The organism is Pseudomonas frederiksbergensis, from assembly GCF_017114915.1.
Taxonomy (GTDB): Bacteria; Pseudomonadota; Gammaproteobacteria; order Pseudomonadales; family Pseudomonadaceae; genus Aquipseudomonas; species Aquipseudomonas frederiksbergensis_I.
In genome coordinates, this window is sequence record NZ_JAAUOE010000020.1 from 81,655 (window position 1) to 100,980 (window position 19,326).

16 protein-coding genes are annotated in these 19,326 nt (G+C 61.4%); 9 read left to right on the plus strand and 7 right to left on the minus strand.

Features of this window, described 5'->3' with window-relative positions; genetic code table 11:
* Nucleotides 1-119 precede the first annotated feature (119 nt).
* Nucleotides 120-749 carry a LysE family translocator gene (locus HCU66_RS15905; protein ID WP_205889375.1) on the plus strand — a complete coding sequence of 210 codons (630 nt, stop codon included), beginning with the start codon at nucleotides 120-122 and terminating at the stop codon, nucleotides 747-749.
* 3 nt (nucleotides 750-752) lie between these two features.
* Here the strand turns inward: HCU66_RS15905 and HCU66_RS15910 are convergent, their stop codons facing one another.
* The 7 genes from HCU66_RS15910 to HCU66_RS15940 form a co-directional block, all read right to left on the minus strand.
* Nucleotides 753-2,885, minus strand: a complete 2,133-nt coding sequence (locus HCU66_RS15910; RefSeq protein WP_205889376.1) for a hypothetical protein — start codon at nucleotides 2,883-2,885, stop codon at nucleotides 753-755.
* The gene (locus tag HCU66_RS15915) at nucleotides 2,872-4,065 is read right to left on the minus strand and encodes a DUF3142 domain-containing protein (protein ID WP_205889377.1); all 1,194 of its coding nucleotides are present in this window, start codon (nucleotides 4,063-4,065) and stop codon (nucleotides 2,872-2,874) included. Before HCU66_RS15915 ends, HCU66_RS15910 begins: the two co-directional genes overlap by 14 nt.
* Nucleotides 4,066-4,130: 65 nt before the next feature.
* Nucleotides 4,131-4,970 carry a class I SAM-dependent methyltransferase gene (locus tag HCU66_RS15920; protein WP_205889378.1) on the minus strand — a complete coding sequence of 280 codons (840 nt, stop codon included), beginning with the start codon at nucleotides 4,968-4,970 and terminating at the stop codon, nucleotides 4,131-4,133.
* Complete coding sequence (locus tag HCU66_RS15925; RefSeq protein ID WP_205889379.1) at nucleotides 4,964-6,118, minus strand: acyltransferase family protein; 1,155 nt, start codon at nucleotides 6,116-6,118, stop codon at nucleotides 4,964-4,966. Before HCU66_RS15925 ends, HCU66_RS15920 begins: the two co-directional genes overlap by 7 nt.
* Nucleotides 6,115-7,008: a class I SAM-dependent methyltransferase gene (locus HCU66_RS15930; protein ID WP_205889380.1), complete on the minus strand. Its 894-nt coding sequence runs from the start codon at nucleotides 7,006-7,008 to the stop codon at nucleotides 6,115-6,117. Before HCU66_RS15930 ends, HCU66_RS15925 begins: the two co-directional genes overlap by 4 nt.
* Nucleotides 7,005-8,309: a glycosyltransferase gene (locus HCU66_RS15935; protein ID WP_205889381.1), complete on the minus strand. Its 1,305-nt coding sequence runs from the start codon at nucleotides 8,307-8,309 to the stop codon at nucleotides 7,005-7,007. Before HCU66_RS15935 ends, HCU66_RS15930 begins: the two co-directional genes overlap by 4 nt.
* Nucleotides 8,303-9,868 carry a glycosyltransferase gene (locus HCU66_RS15940; RefSeq protein WP_241015514.1) on the minus strand — a complete coding sequence of 522 codons (1,566 nt, stop codon included), beginning with the start codon at nucleotides 9,866-9,868 and terminating at the stop codon, nucleotides 8,303-8,305. The genes HCU66_RS15935 and HCU66_RS15940 overlap by 7 nt, the downstream gene beginning before the upstream one ends.
* A gap of 429 nt (nucleotides 9,869-10,297) precedes the next feature.
* Between HCU66_RS15940 and HCU66_RS15945 the strand changes: the two genes are divergently transcribed.
* Genes HCU66_RS15945 through HCU66_RS15980 form a run of 8 tightly spaced genes read left to right on the plus strand, consistent with a single transcriptional unit; the run spans nucleotide 10,298 to nucleotide 19,286 of the window.
* Nucleotides 10,298-11,212 (plus strand): GDP-mannose 4,6-dehydratase, encoded by a 915-nt coding sequence (locus HCU66_RS15945; RefSeq protein ID WP_205889383.1) that lies wholly within the window; start codon nucleotides 10,298-10,300, stop codon nucleotides 11,210-11,212.
* Nucleotides 11,209-12,180, plus strand: a complete 972-nt coding sequence (gene gmd, locus HCU66_RS15950; RefSeq protein ID WP_205889384.1) for a GDP-mannose 4,6-dehydratase — start codon at nucleotides 11,209-11,211, stop codon at nucleotides 12,178-12,180. Before HCU66_RS15945 ends, gmd begins: the two co-directional genes overlap by 4 nt.
* A gap of 3 nt (nucleotides 12,181-12,183) precedes the next feature.
* Nucleotides 12,184-13,626, plus strand: a complete 1,443-nt coding sequence (locus HCU66_RS15955; protein ID WP_205889385.1) for a mannose-1-phosphate guanylyltransferase/mannose-6-phosphate isomerase — start codon at nucleotides 12,184-12,186, stop codon at nucleotides 13,624-13,626.
* Complete coding sequence (locus HCU66_RS15960) at nucleotides 13,627-14,424, plus strand: ABC transporter permease (RefSeq protein WP_205889386.1); 798 nt, start codon at nucleotides 13,627-13,629, stop codon at nucleotides 14,422-14,424.
* Complete coding sequence (locus HCU66_RS15965; protein ID WP_205889387.1) at nucleotides 14,424-15,677, plus strand: ABC transporter ATP-binding protein; 1,254 nt, start codon at nucleotides 14,424-14,426, stop codon at nucleotides 15,675-15,677. The genes HCU66_RS15960 and HCU66_RS15965 overlap by 1 nt, the downstream gene beginning before the upstream one ends.
* Nucleotides 15,674-17,041 (plus strand): glycosyltransferase family 4 protein, encoded by a 1,368-nt coding sequence (locus HCU66_RS15970; RefSeq protein ID WP_205889388.1) that lies wholly within the window; start codon nucleotides 15,674-15,676, stop codon nucleotides 17,039-17,041. Before HCU66_RS15965 ends, HCU66_RS15970 begins: the two co-directional genes overlap by 4 nt.
* A complete protein-coding gene (locus HCU66_RS15975; protein ID WP_205889389.1) occupies nucleotides 17,025-18,155 on the plus strand; it encodes a glycosyltransferase family 4 protein in 1,131 nt (376 codons plus the stop codon). Before HCU66_RS15970 ends, HCU66_RS15975 begins: the two co-directional genes overlap by 17 nt.
* Nucleotides 18,156-19,286: a glycosyltransferase family 4 protein gene (locus HCU66_RS15980; RefSeq protein WP_205889390.1), complete on the plus strand. Its 1,131-nt coding sequence runs from the start codon at nucleotides 18,156-18,158 to the stop codon at nucleotides 19,284-19,286.
* Nucleotides 19,287-19,326: the final 40 nt, after the last annotated feature.

Sequence of the window (19,326 nt, forward strand, 5' to 3'; positions counted from 1 at the left end):
TCATCAAAAAATGGCAGGTTATGCCAAATATCGAAGCTTTAGAAGCTGACTACGCAACCACCTGCCCTGCGTCTCGGACTTAGACTGATGCCACCAAATCGACAACGAACGGGGGCAACATGACAGAACTCTGGCTGTTTTTCATGGCGTTGGCAGTGGTGTATCTGTTGCCCGGCCCGGACATGATTCTGTTGTTGCAGACCGGCGCGCGTCAGGGCAAAGGCGCGGCACTGGCCACGGCGTTGGGGCTGGGCGTGGCGCGCGGTTGTCATGTGGCATTGGCGGCGTTGGGTTTGGCGACGCTGTTCAGGACTGCGCCCTGGACCTTCGACTTGGTGCGCCTGGCCGGCGCAACGTACCTGTTGTGGATAGGCATTCAGTGCCTGCGCACCACGATGCTGCCGAGCCTGAACGGCGCAAACGCAACGACCGATAAACCACGGTGGCCGGAGGCGATCCAGCGCGGTTTGCTGACCAACCTGCTCAACCCCAAGGCGTTGCTGTTCTGCTCGGTGCTGATGCCCCAGTTCATCAACCCTCAAGCAGGGCCGGTGCTCGCGCAATTTGCGACGCTGGGCATGCTGCTGGTCGGCGTCGGTTTGTTGTTCGACAGTGCCTACGCGCTGGTCGGCGCGGCGCTGGGCCGTTGGCTGCAACGCAGTCCATCGGCCCAGCGGGTACAACAGTGGTTGTTCGGCAGCCTGCTGATTGGTTTTGCGGTGCGGCTGACCTTTGTGCAGCAGGCTTGAGCGTTATCGCGCGTTCCGACGGCGGCGACTGATCAACAACAGCGCCGCTGCCGTAACGGCTAACACAGCGCCGATCTGCAATGGTTTTTTGTAGGGCCGCAGAGTGGACCGCATCGCGTCGATGACCTGGGTCACATAGCGTTTGTCGGCATTCTGGAAGTCCGGGTCCTGGCATTGATGACCGAAATCACCGGCCCAGACCACATAGGGCCCCTCCTCGACATAACGACGATAGAACGCGCTTTGCTCTTGCAGGCTGGTGCCCCACCCTGAGGCCTTGCATAGCACCGAAGCAAACGCCTGACTGCTGTGGGGCAAATGATCGGCAGCCTTGCTCGCCAAAGCCGTGGCGACATAACGGTAATGGAAACGCTCATCAGGTTGCGCCACTGTGGCTTGCTGACGCTGCACTTCGCCCTCGGTCATCAGCGGTCCAACCTTGAGCTCCGGAGCTTCCAGACTGTAATTGCCGCCGAAGGTCACGTAATCCGGGGACATCTCGTAGCCCAACAGCTCCATCCCATCATAGCGGGCCAGTGTCGCGGCGTAGTAGTAAGCGAATGCCTTGGAGGTCGGCCACCATTTGGATTCGGCCTCCTTGCGCAATTGCCCATACCATTTGGCCTTGGCCTGCAATTCCGGGTTGTCGAAGTAAGCCGGCGCCTCATCGTAACGTTCTTCACGCAACAAACGCCGCCCCAGCAGATTGCGCAGACTTGCAGCCACCGGCAACGGCACATAATTGTCGCGATCCTGCTGGCTGAGCGGCGCCGGTGCCGGCACTTGAGTGTCGATGTACTGCTTGAGTTCATCGAGGGTCAGCACCCGCTCGGCAACGGTGGCCGCGTCGTACCAGTAGATGCCCTGGCTGCGATAGAGCTGATCGAAGGCTTGCAGGTAATCGCCGCGTTGCAGGGCCAGGATCGCGCTTTCCCCCTCGACCCGGCACTTGGGCTGGAGCGTTTCGTAATCCCAGTCGGGCGTCCGCCGCCCGCCCCAGGACTCATTCTGCGGGAACGCCTGGGCGGCCTTGGCATAGGCCGCCGCGGCAGCGCTTTTGTCGCCATCACGCAATGCCAGCTTCGCCCGCAGCCACCACGCAAGGCCGCCATCACCGGCCTGTTCGAGGAAGGCTTTGGCGCTGGCGTAATCGCCCTGTTGATAATTCATCGCCGCCAGGCGATCGGCGTTATCCAGGCTGCCACGGGTGCTGGTTTGCAGCAGTTTGATCAATTTCTGTTCGTTTGGCGGTTGATCACCGAATGACCAGCCCAGCCGACTGATCAAGGATGCCGTCACCAGTTGCTGCACCGCTTTGCCCTTAAGCAACCCGGCCAGTTGATCGTCAGGCATCGCCGCCAGATCCGCCATCAACAGCTTCAAAGAGGTGTAGCCCACCGCCGAACCGTGAAGGTTCTGCGTGGCGTAGAGTTCGATGGCCTTGTCCCAGTCGCCCGCGGTGCGGGCCACTCGCGCTTCTTCGCCGAGGCTGGCAACACCCAATTCCAATGGGTCGCTGAAGCCGTCGATGCTCAGTTGACGGGTCAGCTCGAAGGCCTTGCGGGACTGAGCCGACAGGTCCGGTCCGGCACCCGCCTCTGAACTCATCGCGAACAGTGCCCGGCCCAACGAGTACGCCGCCCAGGTACTGCGCAACGGGCGTTGATCCGCCGGCAGCGCCAGCACTTTTTGGAAATAGTCGACGGCCAGGCCATGGTCACCGGCGTTGAACGCCACAGCACCCGCCAGATAGAACGTGTGTTCGGCCGGCAGGCTCACGCCTTGCTCCTCAACCTGACGGGCATCGGTCAGGCTGCGCAGCTGTTTCACCAGCGCTTGCTGCTCAGGCGTCAAACCAGTCTGTTCAGCAGTGTCCCGCTGATCGGTGAAATCGGGTGCGTCGCCGTAACCGTTGTCCGGATTATGGGTAGCAGCCGTGACGTTTTTCAGTCCCGCGACGGCATGTCCGAGGCGGTTGATCTCAAGGTTGAAGTTGCCTTCCGGCAGCTCCGCCAGCGACTGGCCACGGTTATCCAGCAGGCGCATGGGGAAGTCCGGCCCGCAGGCCAACGCCGACCCCAGCGGCAGGCTGAGGCTCAGACAAAGCACATGGCGCGGCCAGTTACGGGTGAACATTCGAACCTCCTTGATCAATGTGTGCGCAGCGTGCCCAACCGATGGCGCGCTGCCCGCCGGCCGGGATTCGACCGTCGCGCAGGCGAGTGAAGGTAAGCAGATCCGGGCGCTGTTGCAACGTATAACCGGCCAACGCATCGGCGCCCTCGCAGCCCTGCACCGCCAGCGTCAGGCGTTCGGGCCAGGCGCTGTCGAGGTTGCCTGGGTTGCCGACGCTGATGTCGTAGAGGCCGTCCCGCGCCGAGAGCTTCAACCCCAGACGACTGCCGAGCGTATCGCCGCGTGCCACTGCGATCAGCGTCGTCAGGCTCCAGGCTCTGCGATCATTGGCCAGGGGGAGGCGAAACCAGATCAGCCCCGCCAGATGGGCCGGTGGATCGGCGCGCAACTCGGCGCCGAGTTTGCTCAGTTGCAGCGGATCCGCCATCAACTCCCGGCGATTGCCGCCCCGCTCGATGGGCACTTCGCTTTCCACGACCGGCGCGCCACCAGCCTCCGGCAACAACGCCACGCCATAAGCCGGCAGCGCCAAATAAAATGGTTTCGACGTGATGCGGCTCCAGGCCCTGGCCCATTGCCGTGCCTGATTCGGGTCGAACAGCCCACGCCTCGGATCGCTCACCGCGTGCACCTGCAACACGCTGCTATCGACCGTCGCCAGCAACGCCGGCAATTCGGAGCTGTCGAGCCAGGCCGGCAACGCGGTGATGCTCAGTGGCACGGAAGCCGGCAGAACAGCACGTAAATGGGTGAGAAATTCGCGGTAGGCCGGTAGCCGGGCGTTGCCCGCATCGTGGTCGATTTCCACGCCGGAAAGGGTCAGCCCCTGCCCTTGCCAATCGCTGAGCATCTGCTGGATCTGCGCCGTGATCTCGTCCCGATCCAGCCCGTTGAGCTGGCCATCCAGACGAACCACCGCAATCAGCGGTCGACCATCACGCTTGAGCAGCGCCGGATCGATCCGCGCGCGACTCCAACCGGCCTGAGGAAACGCCTGCAAGGCCAGCACGCGCAAGGTCGAGAAATCGGCGCGGCTGTCGCGCAGCGCGGCCTCATGGGCCGGCGTCCATTGCCGTTGCCAGACATAGAGTTGCTGATCGAGCGGTGGCGCGTCCGATTGCTCGCAACCGTTGAGCAGCACCGCGGCCAGCAAAACGATCAATCGTGTGAAAAAAACCATGAAAAACCCAATCCCTGAAATGCAGAAAGGGCCTCCCAAGGCCCTTTTTCGCTCCGCTCGTTACCCTACTCAGCCATTGGCTTGCGGGCAATGATCACCTGACTTTTCGCCACCACCGCATCCAGCGCCTGTTTGATCTGTGCGCCCCGTGGCGAGGACAGAACGGCTTGCCAGGTGTCGGCCCAATGATTGAGCAGCGGATGGTCGGCGTTGCTGAAATCGACTTTGGCTTCCCAGAACAACAGCATCCACATCGACCAATAGAACCCGTACTGGCTGTGGCTGATGATTTCCAGGCCGGCGTCGCTGACCATCGCCTTGAACTGCTCTTCGCTGATGATGCGAATGTGGTTGGGCTTCTGGAAATACTCCGGCGCGGCGATGTCTTTTTGCAGGTCTTCGGAACTGGGGTGCGGAACGCTGAGCAAATACAGCGCCCCGGGCTTGCCGACCCGCACCAGTTCGGCGAGAAACTGCGCCGGATCGTCCACATGTTCGATGACTTCGGTGGACACCACCCGGGTCGCGGTCGCATCGGCAATCGGCAGCGGGTTGCAGTCCGTAACGTGGCACTCGACGCCCCGCGCCGGTGTGTCGCTCAGGCGCTGACGAGTCGCTTCGACCTTGGCCGCGTCAATGTCGGCGATGATGATCTTCGCCCCGCGCATGCCGCAAAAATGCACATTGCCCCCGTCGCCGCAGCCCACGTCCAGCAGCGTGTCCTCGGGGCTGACCGGGAAGCCGGTGAACAGCTCGCCGGTTTGCTGGTTGAACCAGCCACTGAGCATCGCGTCGTGCAGGCCGAGCATGTACGGGTCGACCTTGTCCGAGGTCGAAGGTGCTGACGTCGGCGGCTGCGCGGCAGCGGGCGTACCCGCCGTGAGTTTCTTCAAAAGGCTCAGCATGAGGTGACTCCAGAGGATGGAAGGAGTGTTCGGGACACGCGCAAGCGTTGCACCAGCCGGGCACCCCGGTTGCGCATGGGCAGCTCGATGAATCGGTAGTTGAGTTCACTCAGCAGCACGATCAGGGTCAGGGCGCAAAACAGCGCCAGTGCCGGCTGTGTCGCCACGTCCTGCGAACCGCCGGGCGCGAAACGAAACCAGCCTTCGCGCACGGCAAAAAACGCCGGGATGTGAATCAGGTAGATACCGTAAGACCGGGCGCCCAACCACACCAGTAGTTGTTTGAGCTTGCCCTTGGGCAGCAGGTAATCGCGATTGTAGGAAGCGATCCACACCAGCACCGCGCACAGCAAGGCAAGCGCTCCCGTCCGATAACTCGCCAGATTGAACAGTGGACCCGCCATCACGCTCAACACCGCCGCCACACCGATCAGCATCAATGGGCCTGACCAGCGGCGGCTCAGCAACCGCGGCTCCCAAACCAGATAACTTGGCCTTGCGCTCCACATCGCCAGCAACACGCCCAGTGCCAGGGCGTCGGTCCTGATGCTCATCAACAAGGCCGAGCGCCAGGTAAACAGCTGCACGGCGACCAAGGCCAGCAACACCCACACCAATCGCCTGCGACAGACGAGGATCAGTAGCGGCAACAACAGGTAGAACTGCTCTTCAAGGGACAGGCTCCAGTAAACGAAACTGGCGCCGTATTCAAAGCGCATGAAGCTTTCGGCAAAGCGCAAATTGGCAAACTGCAGAAAGCCCGCCAGCGTCGCCTGCAGATTGGCCTGCACCGTGCCAAAGGCGCCCGAATGGTTGAACCACAGCGCACCCGACAACATCAGCAGCAACCACAACCAGGCCGACGGCAACAGACGAAAGGCCCGGCGAATCCAGAAGTCGCGGGTTTCCTGCCAGAACGCCTGCGGTGTCAGGCATCCGCGCAACAGCGGAATCAGGCCACGGGCGATCACAAATCCCGAGATCACGAAAAACAGGTCCACGCCCCACCAGAATTGCCCGTGGTCCATGCCCGACTCGAAGCCTGGCAGCCCTCCCGGAAACGGCATGCTTTGCAGGTGATGCACCAGCACGCCGAGCACGGCGATTCCGCGCAACAATTCGATGTCGAGAATCCGTCGACCACTCATGACGCAGTCCCGGCCTTCGAACCGGTCGTCAGCGGTTTACGCGCAATGATCACCTGGCTCTTGGGCATGAACTGATCGAGCATCTGCTTGATCGCCAAGCCATTGGGTTGCGCCAGCAGGTCTTGCCAGGTCCTCGCCCAGCTCTCCATCAGTGGCGGATACGGCGCCTGAATCCGGTCACGCACCGCACCGCCCAGGTCGCGCCCGGCCGCGCGCTCACTGGCCCAGAAAAAGATCATGCCCATCACCCAGAAAAAACCGCTGGCCTGTCGATGTTCGATCACCAGACCGGCGTCCTCCACCAGCGCGGCGAAGCGTTCCGGGGTAAAAATCTGTACGTGATTGGGCGACTGAAAATAACTGGCCGGGGCGATGCCCTGCTGCAAATGCTCGCCCACCGGTGCCGGCACGCTGAGCAAATACTGCGCACCGGGACGACCCATGCGCACCAGTTCGGCCATGAACGGCTCGGGCCGGTCGATGTGTTCGAGCACTTCCATGCACACGACTTTGCTCGCGCAGCCATCGGCCAGCGGCAACGGCAGGCTATTGCTCACCAGCCCCAGGCCGGGCTTGTCCGTCTGCGCTTCCACTTGCCGGGCCAGGTCGCGGACCTTGTCGTGTTCACTGTCAGTGAAAATCACCGACGCCCCCTGACGCACCGCAAACAGCGTCGCAACGCCCTCGCCGCAACCGACATCCAGCAAGGTGTCGTGCGCGGTGATCGCAAAGCCCTTGAGCAATTCACCGCTGTCGCCGCAAAACCAGCCATCGAGTATGGCGTCGTGCAGGCCGACATCTCGCGGCGACACAGGGGATTGCGCCATCGCTACCGGCACCGGTTCGGGTTTCGCCACCGGACGCAGCCACCCCATCAATGCGCGGATCATGCCTCGGGGGTTTCCACGGCAGAGGTGGCGCGAGCTTCAAGCAAGCGGGCGAAAAATCCTTTCAGGCGCTGTTCGGCGATCGCCTGGCTGCAGAAGGCTTGCAGGCTGGCCACCGCGTGGGCAGACATCCTTGCATAGCGTTGCGGGTCGTCCCTGGCTACGTCATAGCTGGCCCGATAGGCCGTGCACAGCGAGGCCCAGTTGGTGATGTAACGCAGGGTGCGGAATGCCTTGCGCGGGTCATGGGGCCAGGCCGTCAGCTCATCGGTGGAGTCGATGAGGAACGCATTGTCGGCGTCCAGGTAATCGATCATGGCTGTGGTGCGCGGTGCCACTGCCGGTTTGCCGCACGACATGAACTCCATCAGCGGCAGACACTGCCCTTCGCCGTAGGACGTGTTCACCACGTAACTCGTGGCCTGCACCAGACGCTCGTAGTCCGCATCCGCGAGGTAGCCGTAAATCAGCACGATGCGGCAGCGATAGGGCTGGTTTTTGTACAAGTGATGAAGGATATCGGTCAGCGCTTCTTCGGCATCGTGGTGCGTCAGTTTGAGCACCAGCGTGGCGTCTTCTACCTCGCGGAAGGTTATGCAGAAGGCACTGAGCATGTCTTCCCAATTCTTGCGCCCGTCGCCGGGGTTGAACACCGAGGTGTAGATCACACCGTCGAGTACCAGCTCCTGTTCACGAGCAGGCGCCTGAAAGTCGATGCCCTTGCCGGCTCGCAAATGTGCAGGACCGAAAGCCCGCAAATCAAGTTGGCGACTGTCCGCCAGCAAGCCTTTGATCTTCAATCGCACTTGATTGGCTAACGGCTGGCGCTGCAACTGTGCACCGCGCTCGGCAAAGCGATCCCACACCGGTGCCGGTACCGCGACGATCGGGTAGTCGGCGCCCATGGCTTCGCGCACGGCATTGACGGTGTAGCTGGAATGGGTGATCGCCGCACCGCACGCACGCAACACCGTGCGCCAGTCATTACGCGGCTCGCCGGCGAACGGTTCGTTGGGAATGGTGCTGAATTCCCAGGCAAACACCGCCAGGGTCGGACAGGCGAAGTGCACCGGTGTGCGATGGGGCGGCGAGAACGACAGGAACACACAGTCTTCGCCACGGGACAGGCAGTCGAGGTACAGCGGGTCGACTTCGGTCTGCGGGTCGCTGACTTCCACCACCCGACCCAGTCGCTCCAGCACCGGCCAATACTCCTTGAGCACGAAGTAGTAGCTGTACTCCGAACGGCCCAGGTTCTGGGCAATGGTGTGCTGGTTGGTTTCCGAATGAATGATGATCAGCATGAGGCGTTATCCGTCACGACAGCGGCGGGCAACACCTGCGGCGCCAGCCCGAAAAAATCCGCCAGGTGCTGTTGCACCGGGGCGAAGGCGCAGTAATCGTGCATGCGCTCGACCGCGGCGCGGGACATGCGCTGGTACTCCGCCGGCTGCTCCTTGGCGATCCGGTAACTGTTTTCGTAGGCTGATTTCAACGACCCCCAGTCCGGTCGGTAGCGCAGGGTGCGGTAGATGATGCGAGTGTCCTGAGGCCAAATGGTCAGCTCTTCGCTGGACTTGACCACAAACGCCACGCGCTCATCGATGTAATCCTCCATGGCCGTATGGTCCGGGGCGATCACCGGTTTGCCGCTGGCCATGAACTCCATCAGCGGCAGGCACAGGCCCTCGCAGCGCGAGGCGTTGACGTAATAACTCGCCGCCTCGTAGAGCCGCGCATATTGCGGATCGTCCAGGTAACCGTGCATCACCACCACCCGACAGGCGAACGGTGACAGTTGCGCCAACAAGGTCATCAGCTCGGTGTAGTAGGACGACAGATCGCTCTGGGTAATCTTCAATACCAGCGTAGCGTCCGCGGTTTCCCGGAACGCCCAGCAGAATGCGGTAACCAGTTGATGCCAGTTCTTGCGCCCGTCCCGGGGGTTGAACACGGTGACGTAGACCACGCCGTCGACTTGGGTCTGCACCTGTTGCGTAGTGTCTGGCAGATCCACCGGCGCCGGTACATGGACCGGCAACGACTGCGGTCCGGCGATGGTCGGCAGGTGTTTGGCGAGCCAGGATCGGGCGGGGTCCGAGAATAGATCGTGAATGCCTTCCCAGTACCACTGGCTCAGAAAATGAGTGCGATGGACCGGTATGGGTTGCGCCTTGCCCAGGTCCAGCGCCCACAGGCGCAGGTAATGCCTGGCGATGACAAAGCGGCGTTTGAGGGTCAGCGGCGGCGGTCGCAGGGCATCGAGTTCGGCCTGCTGTTCGGGGGTCAACGGCGGTGGAATCAGCGAGTCAGCGGACAGCCCGAGCGTGCGGGTATCGAGGAGGCAACCCTTGATGTCGAGGGTCGAACCGGCATTGACCGGCACGCTGGCATGGCGGCTACGAATGGCCGCGAAGTTTTCCCACAACGGCGTCGGCAATACCAACACCGGAAAGTCTTCGCCCATGGCCCGACGAATCGCCCGGGCGGTATGACTGGAGAGCGTAATCACCCGGCCCTGGCTCGCCAGCATGCGTGTCCAGTCCTGCCGTGGATCGTTGTCCCACTGCTCGTCGGGAATCGAATCGAACTCCCAGGCCACCACGCAGATCGTCGGGCACTCAAGGTCGTTCGGGGTTTTCTGCGGTGGCGTGAAGGACAGGAACAAGCTGTCTTCGCCGGCGGCAAGCAGTTGCCTGTAGAGGGGATCGACCTCGGCGGTGGAGGACACCACATGCACCCGCCCCAGGCTTTCGAGCACCGGCCGATAAGCCTTGAGCACGAAGTAGTAGCTGTATTCGGGACGACCGAGGCTCTGGCTGATGGAACTGTCGTTGACGTCCGAGTAAAGAATGAAATTCATGGCATCCCACGATGAAGCCGCCATCCCGGCAGCCCCACTCTATGACGGCACAGCCACGGATCGAGTCGGCGGTTGCCCGTCCTCGTCCATCGTCTTCGTACCCGTCTACGTTCTTGTTTTAATGGTCAGTTTCGCGGAGTTTCAGAACTACCCTGCCGAACCCTGGGCGATCGTGACGAGGGGCATTCTAAACACATCCATCAAGGGTTCGTGAACCGTCCGGCGAGAATAAATAGGCCTGCAAAAACGAGAACTGACCGGTCACGGTGGGACCTGTTGAAATTGCTGCGCAATTGGCACAGATTGGCTACCAAACAACTACAACAACGACTTCGCCTGTCTTTCGACCCAGTAATCCACCCGGTCTGTCAGACATCTCCGTCAAGCCTGTGGGGAATGGACGAAGTTTAATCATCAAGGGGTCGCGGCTTGAAAAAGCGTCTGTTCGTTACGGGTCTGAGTGGATTCGTAGGACAACATATCCAATCTCGACTGAAGGCTGACACCTCGGAATGGAAACTCCTGCCTGCCCCTTCCCGGTACGATCTCGGACAGCCAGAAAGCCTTGAAGGCTTGTGGCCAGAAATGCCTGACGCAGTCATTCATCTGGCCGGCCAGACCTTCGTTCCCGAAGCCTTCCGTGATCCGGCGCGCACGCTGAATATCAACCTGCTCGGCACCCTCAACCTGCTTCAAGCGCTCAAGGCCCGCGGCTTCAACGGTACCTTTCTGTACGTCAGCTCCGGTGATGTCTATGGCCAGGTCAATGAAACCGATCTGCCTATCACCGAGCTCCAGCCACCCTGCCCGCGCAATCCTTATGCCGTGAGCAAACTGTCGGCGGAATTCCTGAGCCTGCAATGGGGCCTGAGCGAGCACTGGCCGGTGCTGGTGGCCCGCCCGTTCAACCACATTGGTACCGGGCAGAAGGACAGCTTTGTCATCGCCAGTGCCGCGCGGCAAATCAACCGGATCAAGCAAGGCCTGCAAGCACCACAACTGGAAGTCGGCGACATCGATGTCACCCGCGATTTCCTCGATGTGGGCGACGTGGTGTCAGCCTACCTGGCGTTGCTGGAAAAAGGCACGCCGGGGCAGGTCTACAACATTTGCTCGGGGCGCGAGCAAAGCATCCGCAGTTTGATCGAACAGTTGGGGGACATCGCCCAGATCGATCTGCAACTGATTCAGGATCCGGCGCGTCTTCGCCGCGCCGATCAGCGTCGCGTTTGCGGCAGCCACGCCAGGCTCGCCCAGACCACAGGATGGACGCCTGAAATCACCACACAACAATCCTTGCGGGCGATCCTGTCCGACTGGGAGAAGCGAGTACGACAAGAATGACAAAAAGTGCATTGATCACAGGGATCACCGGTCAAGACGGCGCGTATCTGGCCAAACTGCTGCTCGACAAGGGTTACAAAGTCCACGGCCTGGTGGCGCGGCGCAGCAGCGATTCGCGTTGGCGGCTACGCGAGACGGGGATCGAGGGCGATATCGTCTACCTGGACGGCGACATGGCCGATGCCTGCTCGGTGCAGCGCGCGGTGATCAAGTCGGCGCCGGACGAGGTCTATAACCTGGCCGCGCAAAGCTTTGTCGCCGCCTCCTGGGATCAACCGGTGACCACCGGCATCGTCGACGGCCTGGGCGTGACCCATCTGCTCGAAGCGATCCGCCAGTTCAGTCCGCACACCCGCTTCTATCAAGCGTCCACCAGCGAAATGTTCGGCCTGATTCAGGCCGAGCAGCAGGATGAAAACACGCCATTTTATCCGCGCAGCCCTTACGGCGTGGCCAAGCTCTACGGCCACTGGATCACCGTGAACTACCGCGAAAGCTTCAACCTGCACGCCAGCAGCGGGATCCTGTTCAACCACGAATCACCGCTGCGCGGCATCGAGTTCGTGACCCGTAAGGTCACCGACGCCGCCGCCCGCATCAAACAGGGCAAACAGCAGGAGCTGCGCCTGGGCAACATCGACGCGAAGCGTGATTGGGGCTTCGCCGGCGACTACGTCGAAGCCATGTGGCTGATGCTGCAACAGGACAAGCCTGACGATTTCGTGGTCGCCACCGGCGTGACCACCACCGTGCGCGAAATGTGCCGGATCGCTTTCGATCACATCGGCCTCAACTACCGCGATTACGTGAAGATCGACCCGGCGTTTTTCCGCCCGGCCGAGGTAGAGGTGCTGCTTGGCAACCCGGCCAAGGCCCAGCGTGTACTGGGCTGGAAACCAAAAACCGATCTGGATACCTTGATCCGCATGATGATGGATGCGGACATGAAACGCGTAGCCAAGGAGTAGGCCATGCTGATTCCCGTGATTCTCTCCGGTGGTGCCGGGACCCGTTTGTGGCCGGTGTCTCGTGAAGGCCACCCCAAGCCATTCATGGTGCTGCCCGACGGCCAGTCGCTGCTGGGCAAGACCTACCAGCGTGCGGCCGGTTTGCTCGATGGTTGGGGTGACATCGTCACCGTGACCAACCGCGACTACTACTTCCAGAGCAAGGATCACTATCAGGATGCACGCCTGGAGCGCCATCGCGGGCACTTCCTGCTCGAGCCGACGGGCCGCAATACCGCCCCGGCCATCGCCGCGGCGGCCCTTTCGCTACAAGCTCTGCACGGCGACGAAGCGATCATGGTGGTGATGCCGGCCGACCACCTGATCCTCAACGAAGACGCCTTGAAGAGCGCGGTCGAACATGCCGTGGCGCTGGCCAAGGCCGGCTATCTGGTGACGTTCGGCGTCGTGCCGACAGCCCCGGAAACCGGCTTCGGCTACATCGAAACCGGTGCCCCGCTGGACGATAAAGGCGCGGCCAAGGTGCAGCGTTTCGTCGAAAAGCCCGACGTGCAAACCGCTACGCATTATCTGGAGAGTGGCAATTTCCTGTGGAATTCGGGGATGTTCTGTTTCTCGGTGGCCACGCTGTTGGCCGAGTTGCACCTTCACGCGCCCGAGCTGCTTGAACAGGCACGTGCCTGCATGGCGGCCAGTGCGCCGGTGGAAACCGGTGGTTGCCTGCAGCAGGAACTGTCGCCCACGCATTTCGCCGACATCACCGACATCTCCATCGACTACGCCCTGATGGAACGCTCGGACAAGGTGGTCGTGGTGCCGGCCGGTTTCGACTGGAGCGACATCGGTTCCTGGGGCGCGGTGGCGGCACTGGTGCCGGCCGATGCACAGAACAATCGCGCCAGCGGCGACGCGGTCTTCATCGACAGCCACAACAACTTCGTCCAGAGCGAAGACCGGTTGGTCGCGGCGGTGGGTGTGGATAACCTGATCATCATCGATACCGCTGATGCGGTGCTGGTGGCCCACGCCGACCGCGCCCAGGACGTACGCCGGGTAGCCCGGCGGCTCAAGGACGAAAAGCACGAAGCCTATCGCCTGCACCGCACGGTCAGCCGCCCCTGGGGCACCTATACCGTGCTCGAGGAAGGCCCGCGCTTCAAGATCAAACGCATCGTGGTCAAACCCGGCGCCAAGTTGTCGCTGCAGATGCACCATCACCGCAACGAACACTGGGTGGTGGTCGAAGGCATGGCCAAGGTCACCAACAACGGCTCCGGTTCGCACCTGGTGGCCAAGAACGAATCGACGTTCATTGCCGCCGGGCACAAGCACCGCCTGGAAAACCCCGGCGTGATCGACCTGGTGATCATTGAAGTGCAAAGCGGCGAATACCTGGGGGAGGACGATATCGTCCGCTTCGAAGACCAATACGGCAGGACGGTTTGAATGCTGCTTTCCCTGTATCGCTCGCTGTGGAGCTATCGAGGTTTCATCCTCGGTAGCGTCAAGCGAGAGTTTCAAGCGCGTTATCGCAATTCGCTGTTCGGTGCCCTATGGACCGTGCTCAACCCGCTGTCGATGATCGTTGTCTACACGGTGATTTTTTCCCACATCATGCGCGCCCGCTTGCCGGGTGTGGACGATGGCATGGCCTACAGCATCTACCTCTGCGCCGGGCTGCTGACCTGGGGCCTGTTCTCGGAAATCACCCTGCGCAGCCAGAACATGTTTCTGGAAAACGCCAACCTGCTGAAGAAAATCAGCTTCCCGAGAATCTGCCTGCCGGTGATCGTACTGTTCAACGCCGGCATCAACTTCGCGATCATCATCGGGCTGTTCCTGGGCTTTCTGCTGATCACCGGACGCCTGCCGGGCATGGCCCTGCTGGCGTTGCTGCCGCTGCTGGCGCTACAGGTGATGTTCTGCGCCGGGCTGGGGATGATCCTCGGCGTGCTGAACGTGTTCTTTCGCGATGTCGGGCAACTCTTCGGCATCTGCCTGCAATTCTGGTTCTGGCTGACGCCGATCGTGTACCCGCTGAGCATCCTGCCCGAGTGGGTACAGCGGTTATTGCAACTCAACCCGCTGACCAATCTGATTGGCAGCTACCAGAACCTGTTCCTCTACGGCCAATGGCCGGTCTGGAGTTCCCTGCTGCCGATCTTCGTGATCGGTCTGTTGTTCTGCGTGATCGGGCTGCGGTTGTTCCGTCAGCGGGTCGGCGAAATGGTGGATGAACTCTGATGGGGCATATACGCGTGACCGGCCTGGGCAAGGCCTACAAGCAATACGCCACGCGCTGGAGCCGACTGGCCGAGTGGCTGATTCCGTTTTCGCCGATCCGTCATCGCCAGCACTGGGTGCTGCAAGACGTGACGTTCGAGATCGCTCCCGGTGAAGCGGTGGGCATCGTCGGGGTCAACGGCGCTGGCAAAAGTACCTTGCTGAAGATGATCACCGGCACCACCCAACCCACCTGTGGGCAGATCCAGCTCGAAGGCCGGGTCGCCGCACTGCTGGAACTGGGCATGGGCTTTCACCCGGATTTCACCGGCCGGCAAAACGCAGTCATGGCCGGGCAATTGCTGGGCATGCAGGTCGAAGAAATCGAAAACCTGATGCCGGAAATCGAACACTTCGCGGAAATCGGCGAAGCCATCGACCACCCGGTGCGCACCTACTCCAGCGGCATGCAGATGCGCCTGGCGTTCAGCGTGGCCACCGCCCGGCGCCCGGACATTCTGATCGTCGACGAAGCGTTGTCGGTGGGTGACGCCTACTTCCAGCACAAGAGCTTCGACCGCATCCGCTGCTTCCGCAAGGCCGGCACCACCTTGCTGATCGTGTCCCACGACCGCTCGGCGATCCAGTCGATTTGCGACTCGGCGATCCTCCTGGAAAACGGCCGCATGGCCATGCACGGCAAGCCCGAAGCCGTGATGGATTACTACAATGCCCTGCTCGCCGAGCGTGAGGGCCAGACGGTGCGTCAGGAAATGCTCGCCGGCGGCCAGGTGCAAACCGTTTCCGGCACCGGTGAAGCCGGGATCCTCAGCGTGCGTCTGCTGGATGAGCGCGAACGCGCCATCGACGCCGCCGAAGTCGGCCAGCCGGTGGTACTTGAGGTGCAAGTCCAAGTGCGCCAGGACATCGAACGGCTGGTGCTGGGTTTCATGATCAAGGATCGCCTGGGCCAGGCCATGTACGGCATCAACACCCATCGTCAGGACCTCGCCCTCACCGACCTGCAAGCAGGCGAGCGGGTGACCTACCGCTTTGCCTTTGTCATGGGCCTGGGCAAGGGCAACTACTCCGTGGCCCTGAGCCTGTCGCGACTGGACTCGCATCTGGACCGCAATTTCGAATGGCGCGACTACGGCCTGGTGTTCCATGTGATCAACAACCGACACGAAGACTTCGTCGGCTGCTCATGGCTGGGGGCGAAAACCAGCATTACTCGTTCGGCCGAATCGACTGTCTCGGAGGACACCCCATGACGCGTCTTCTGGTGGAATGCACCCATGTGTTCCAGCACCCAAAGGTCAATTCGGGCATCCAACGAGTGGTGCGTAACGTCGTCAATGAATTGCCGGAAAACGTCGACGGCACACCGTGTATTCCTGTGGTGATGCTCAAGGGCAAGCTCTACCGTGTATTGCAGCTGGGCCCTTTGAACATACCGTTTTTTGATGGATTGATGACCTTCGGTGGGCAGCTGGAGCGTTTGGCCCATCGTTTCTGGCAACTGCACCAGCGCCTCGATAGACGCTGCACATCGCAATGGACCCGGCGTGCGCTGTATGCGGCCTACCGTCTCACAACGCTGGCGGGCTTGAGCGTGCCGCTGCGCCTGATCGATCGGATCAACCAATATCAGCTGCCCAAACGTTGCTCGCCGTTGCAACATCTACCTGGCGATCAGTTAGTGCTGCTGGATTCGTCCTGGCATGCCGACACCTTCCCATTGGTGGAGCAACTCAAACGCGAAGGCGTCGGTATTGTCTCGGTGATCTACGACCTGATTCCCCTGACCCATCCGCAGTTCTACGACACGCGACTGGTGCAGATTTTCAACGAGTGGTTCGACTGGATCACCCAAACCGCCGACGGCTACGTAGCGATTTCCGCCACGGTGCGCGATCAGGTACGAGATGAGTTGTGCCATCGGATGGGTCCTGCCAAGGCCGACACCTTGTGGTTCGACTATTTCCACCTGGGCTCAGAGCTGGACCTGCACGAAGAAACCGCCGCCGTCGAATCGCGCCTGGCACGGCTGTTCGATACCCCGGAACCGGTGTTCCTGATGGTCAGCACCATCGAGCCGCGCAAGAACCATGACTACTTGCTGGACGCCTTTGAACTCGCCTGGGCCGCAGGTTCCACCGCCCGTCTGTGCATCGCCGGGCGCATTGGCTGGAAGTGCGATGCCCTGCTCGCCCGGGTGCGCAATCACCCGGAGCTGAACAGGCGGCTGTTCATGTTTAACGACCTGAGCGACACCAGCCTCGAACATGCCTACTCCCACGCCAGTGCGCTGGTATTTGCGTCCTACGTCGAAGGCTTCGGCCTGCCCCTGGTGGAAGCCATGCAGCGCGGCTTGCCGGCCATGGGCAGCGATATTCCGGTCTTCCGCGAAATAGGCGGTGAATTCATGGCGTACTTCGATCTGGCCGAACCACAAAGCCTGGCCGACCTTGTTGCTCGATTCGAGAGCAGCGGGCAATTCCCGGCCACCCGCAATGTAGCGGACTGGCGCTGGATCGGCTGGCGTGAAGCCAGCGCGCAACTGGCCGAACGGACCCTGCGCAACCTTGGGCAAACACCCGTGGCGCAAGAGAGGCAACATGCGAATTGCCCTTAACGCCCGAATCCTCCAGGCCCCGCGCACCGGCATCGGCCATTACGTCGCCGAGCTGGTGAGCGCCCTGGTCGATGAGCCGGACGTCGAGTTGTCGCTGTTCCATGGCTGGGGCTGGAGTTCATCGCTGCCTGAAGCAGCGATGCCGGGGTACTCACGACTGACGCCATTGCTGCGGCAGATTCCCGGGGCATATCAGGCGCGACGCTGGCTGACACAGAAACGTTTCGATCAAGGCCGCTCCCGGGCGATCGACCTGTATCACGAACCCAGTCTGTGGCCGCTGTCGTTCGACGGCCCGACAGTCATCACCCTGCATGACCTGACGCACCTGCACTACCCCGACACGCAACCACCGGCACGCCTGCGAGAAATCGAACGGCGACTGGCCGAGGGCGTGCAACAGGCGCGGCTGATTCTCACCGATTCGCAGTACATCGCCGACGAAGCTCAGGCTTATTTCGCACTGCCGGCCGAACGCTTTGTGGTCGCTCCGCTGGGCGTGGCCGCGCGTTTCCACCCGCGCGAACCCGAGGCCATCGATGCGGTACTCAAGGCCCATGGGGTCGAGATGCGGGAGTACTTTCTCTGCGTTGGCACTCTGGAGCCACGCAAGAACCTGACCCTGGCCCTGCGCGCTCATGCCCAACTACCTCAAGCGCTACGTCAGCGTTTCCCGCTGCTGATCGTCGGCATGGCCGGCTGGCAGCGCGAGCAATTCAGCGAGGAGCTGCATCAGGCATTGGCCAGCGGTCATGTGTGTTTGCTCGGTTATCTGCCTGACGAGCAGGTCGCACAAATGTTGGCCGGCGCTCGAGCGCTGATTTTTCCGTCGCTCTATGAAGGCTTCGGCCTCCCCGTGCTGGAAGCCATGGCCAGCGGCACGCCGGTGATCCTGACCCAACGCTCGGCCATGCCCGAGGTCGCAGGCGTCGCGGGCAACTATATTGAACCTGACGATCCAGACGGCTTGCGCGATGCGATGCGCCGTCTGATCGACGATCAAACGCATTGGCAGGCATGCTCGGATGCCGGGTTGCAACAAGCGAAGCTTTTTTCCTGGAAGCGTTGCGCGAAGGTCACGGCCCGCGCCTACCGTCAGGCCATGGGAGGTTGAATGCGAGTTCTTCATTTCTTCAAGACGTACCTGCCTGACTCGGTCGGCGGGATCGAACAAGTGATCTTCCAGTTATGCGAAAGCGGCGCCGAGCATGGCATTGAAGGCCAGGTGCTGACCCTCAGTGCCGATCCAACGCCGCCGGTGGTGCAACTCGGCAAGCACGAAGTCCATCGGGCCAAACTCGACATTCAGTTCGCTTCCACGGGTTTTTCCTACAGTGTCTTCAAGCAGTTTCGCGAAATGGCCGCCGAGGCAGACGTGGTCAATTACCACTTCCCGTGGCCATTCATGGACCTGGTGCATTTCCTCAATGGCATGAACAAGCCGAGCGTGGTGACCTACCACTCGGACATCATTCGCCAGAAACACCTGCTCAAACTTTACCGGCCACTGATGAACCGCTTTCTCGCCAGCGCCGACCGGATCGTCGCCGCCTCCCCCAACTACCTGCACACCAGTGATGTGTTGCAGCAGTTTCAGGACAAGACCCGAGTTATCCCCTACGGCCTGAACAAGGCCGGTTATCCACAGGCCGACAGCGAACGCATGGCCCATTGGCGGCAAACCCTTGGGGATAAGTTTTTCCTGTTCGTGGGCGTGATGCGCTATTACAAAGGCCTGCACATCCTGCTCGATGCCTTGAAAGGCGTGGATTACCCGGTGGTCATCGTCGGCGCCGGACCGCTGGAAGCCGAACTGCACGCCCAGGCCGCGGCGTTGGGTTTGCGCAATATTCATTTTCTCGGGCGTCTGGGGGACGAAGACAAAGTCGCGCTGCTGCACCTGAGTTACGCCATCGTGTTTCCGTCGCATTTGCGCTCCGAAGCGTTCGGCATCTCGCTGCTCGAAGGCGCGATGTACGGCAAACCGATGATCTCCAGCGAAATCGGCACCGGCACCAGCTACATCAACATCCACAACGAAACCGGGCTGGTGGTGCCGCCGAGTCATCCACAGGCATTTCGTGAAGCCATGCGCACCCTGTGGGAAAACCCGACGCTGACGGCGCAAATGGGGGTTAAGGCTGAAGCCCGTTATCGGCAGTTATTCACGGCTGACGAAATGGGTCGCAAGTGGACGCAGTTGTATCAGGACCTGCTGGAAGAGAAATCCCTGTCCTACGCCTAACACCTTTGCAGGAGCGGGCTTGCCCGCGAAGACGTCGGTA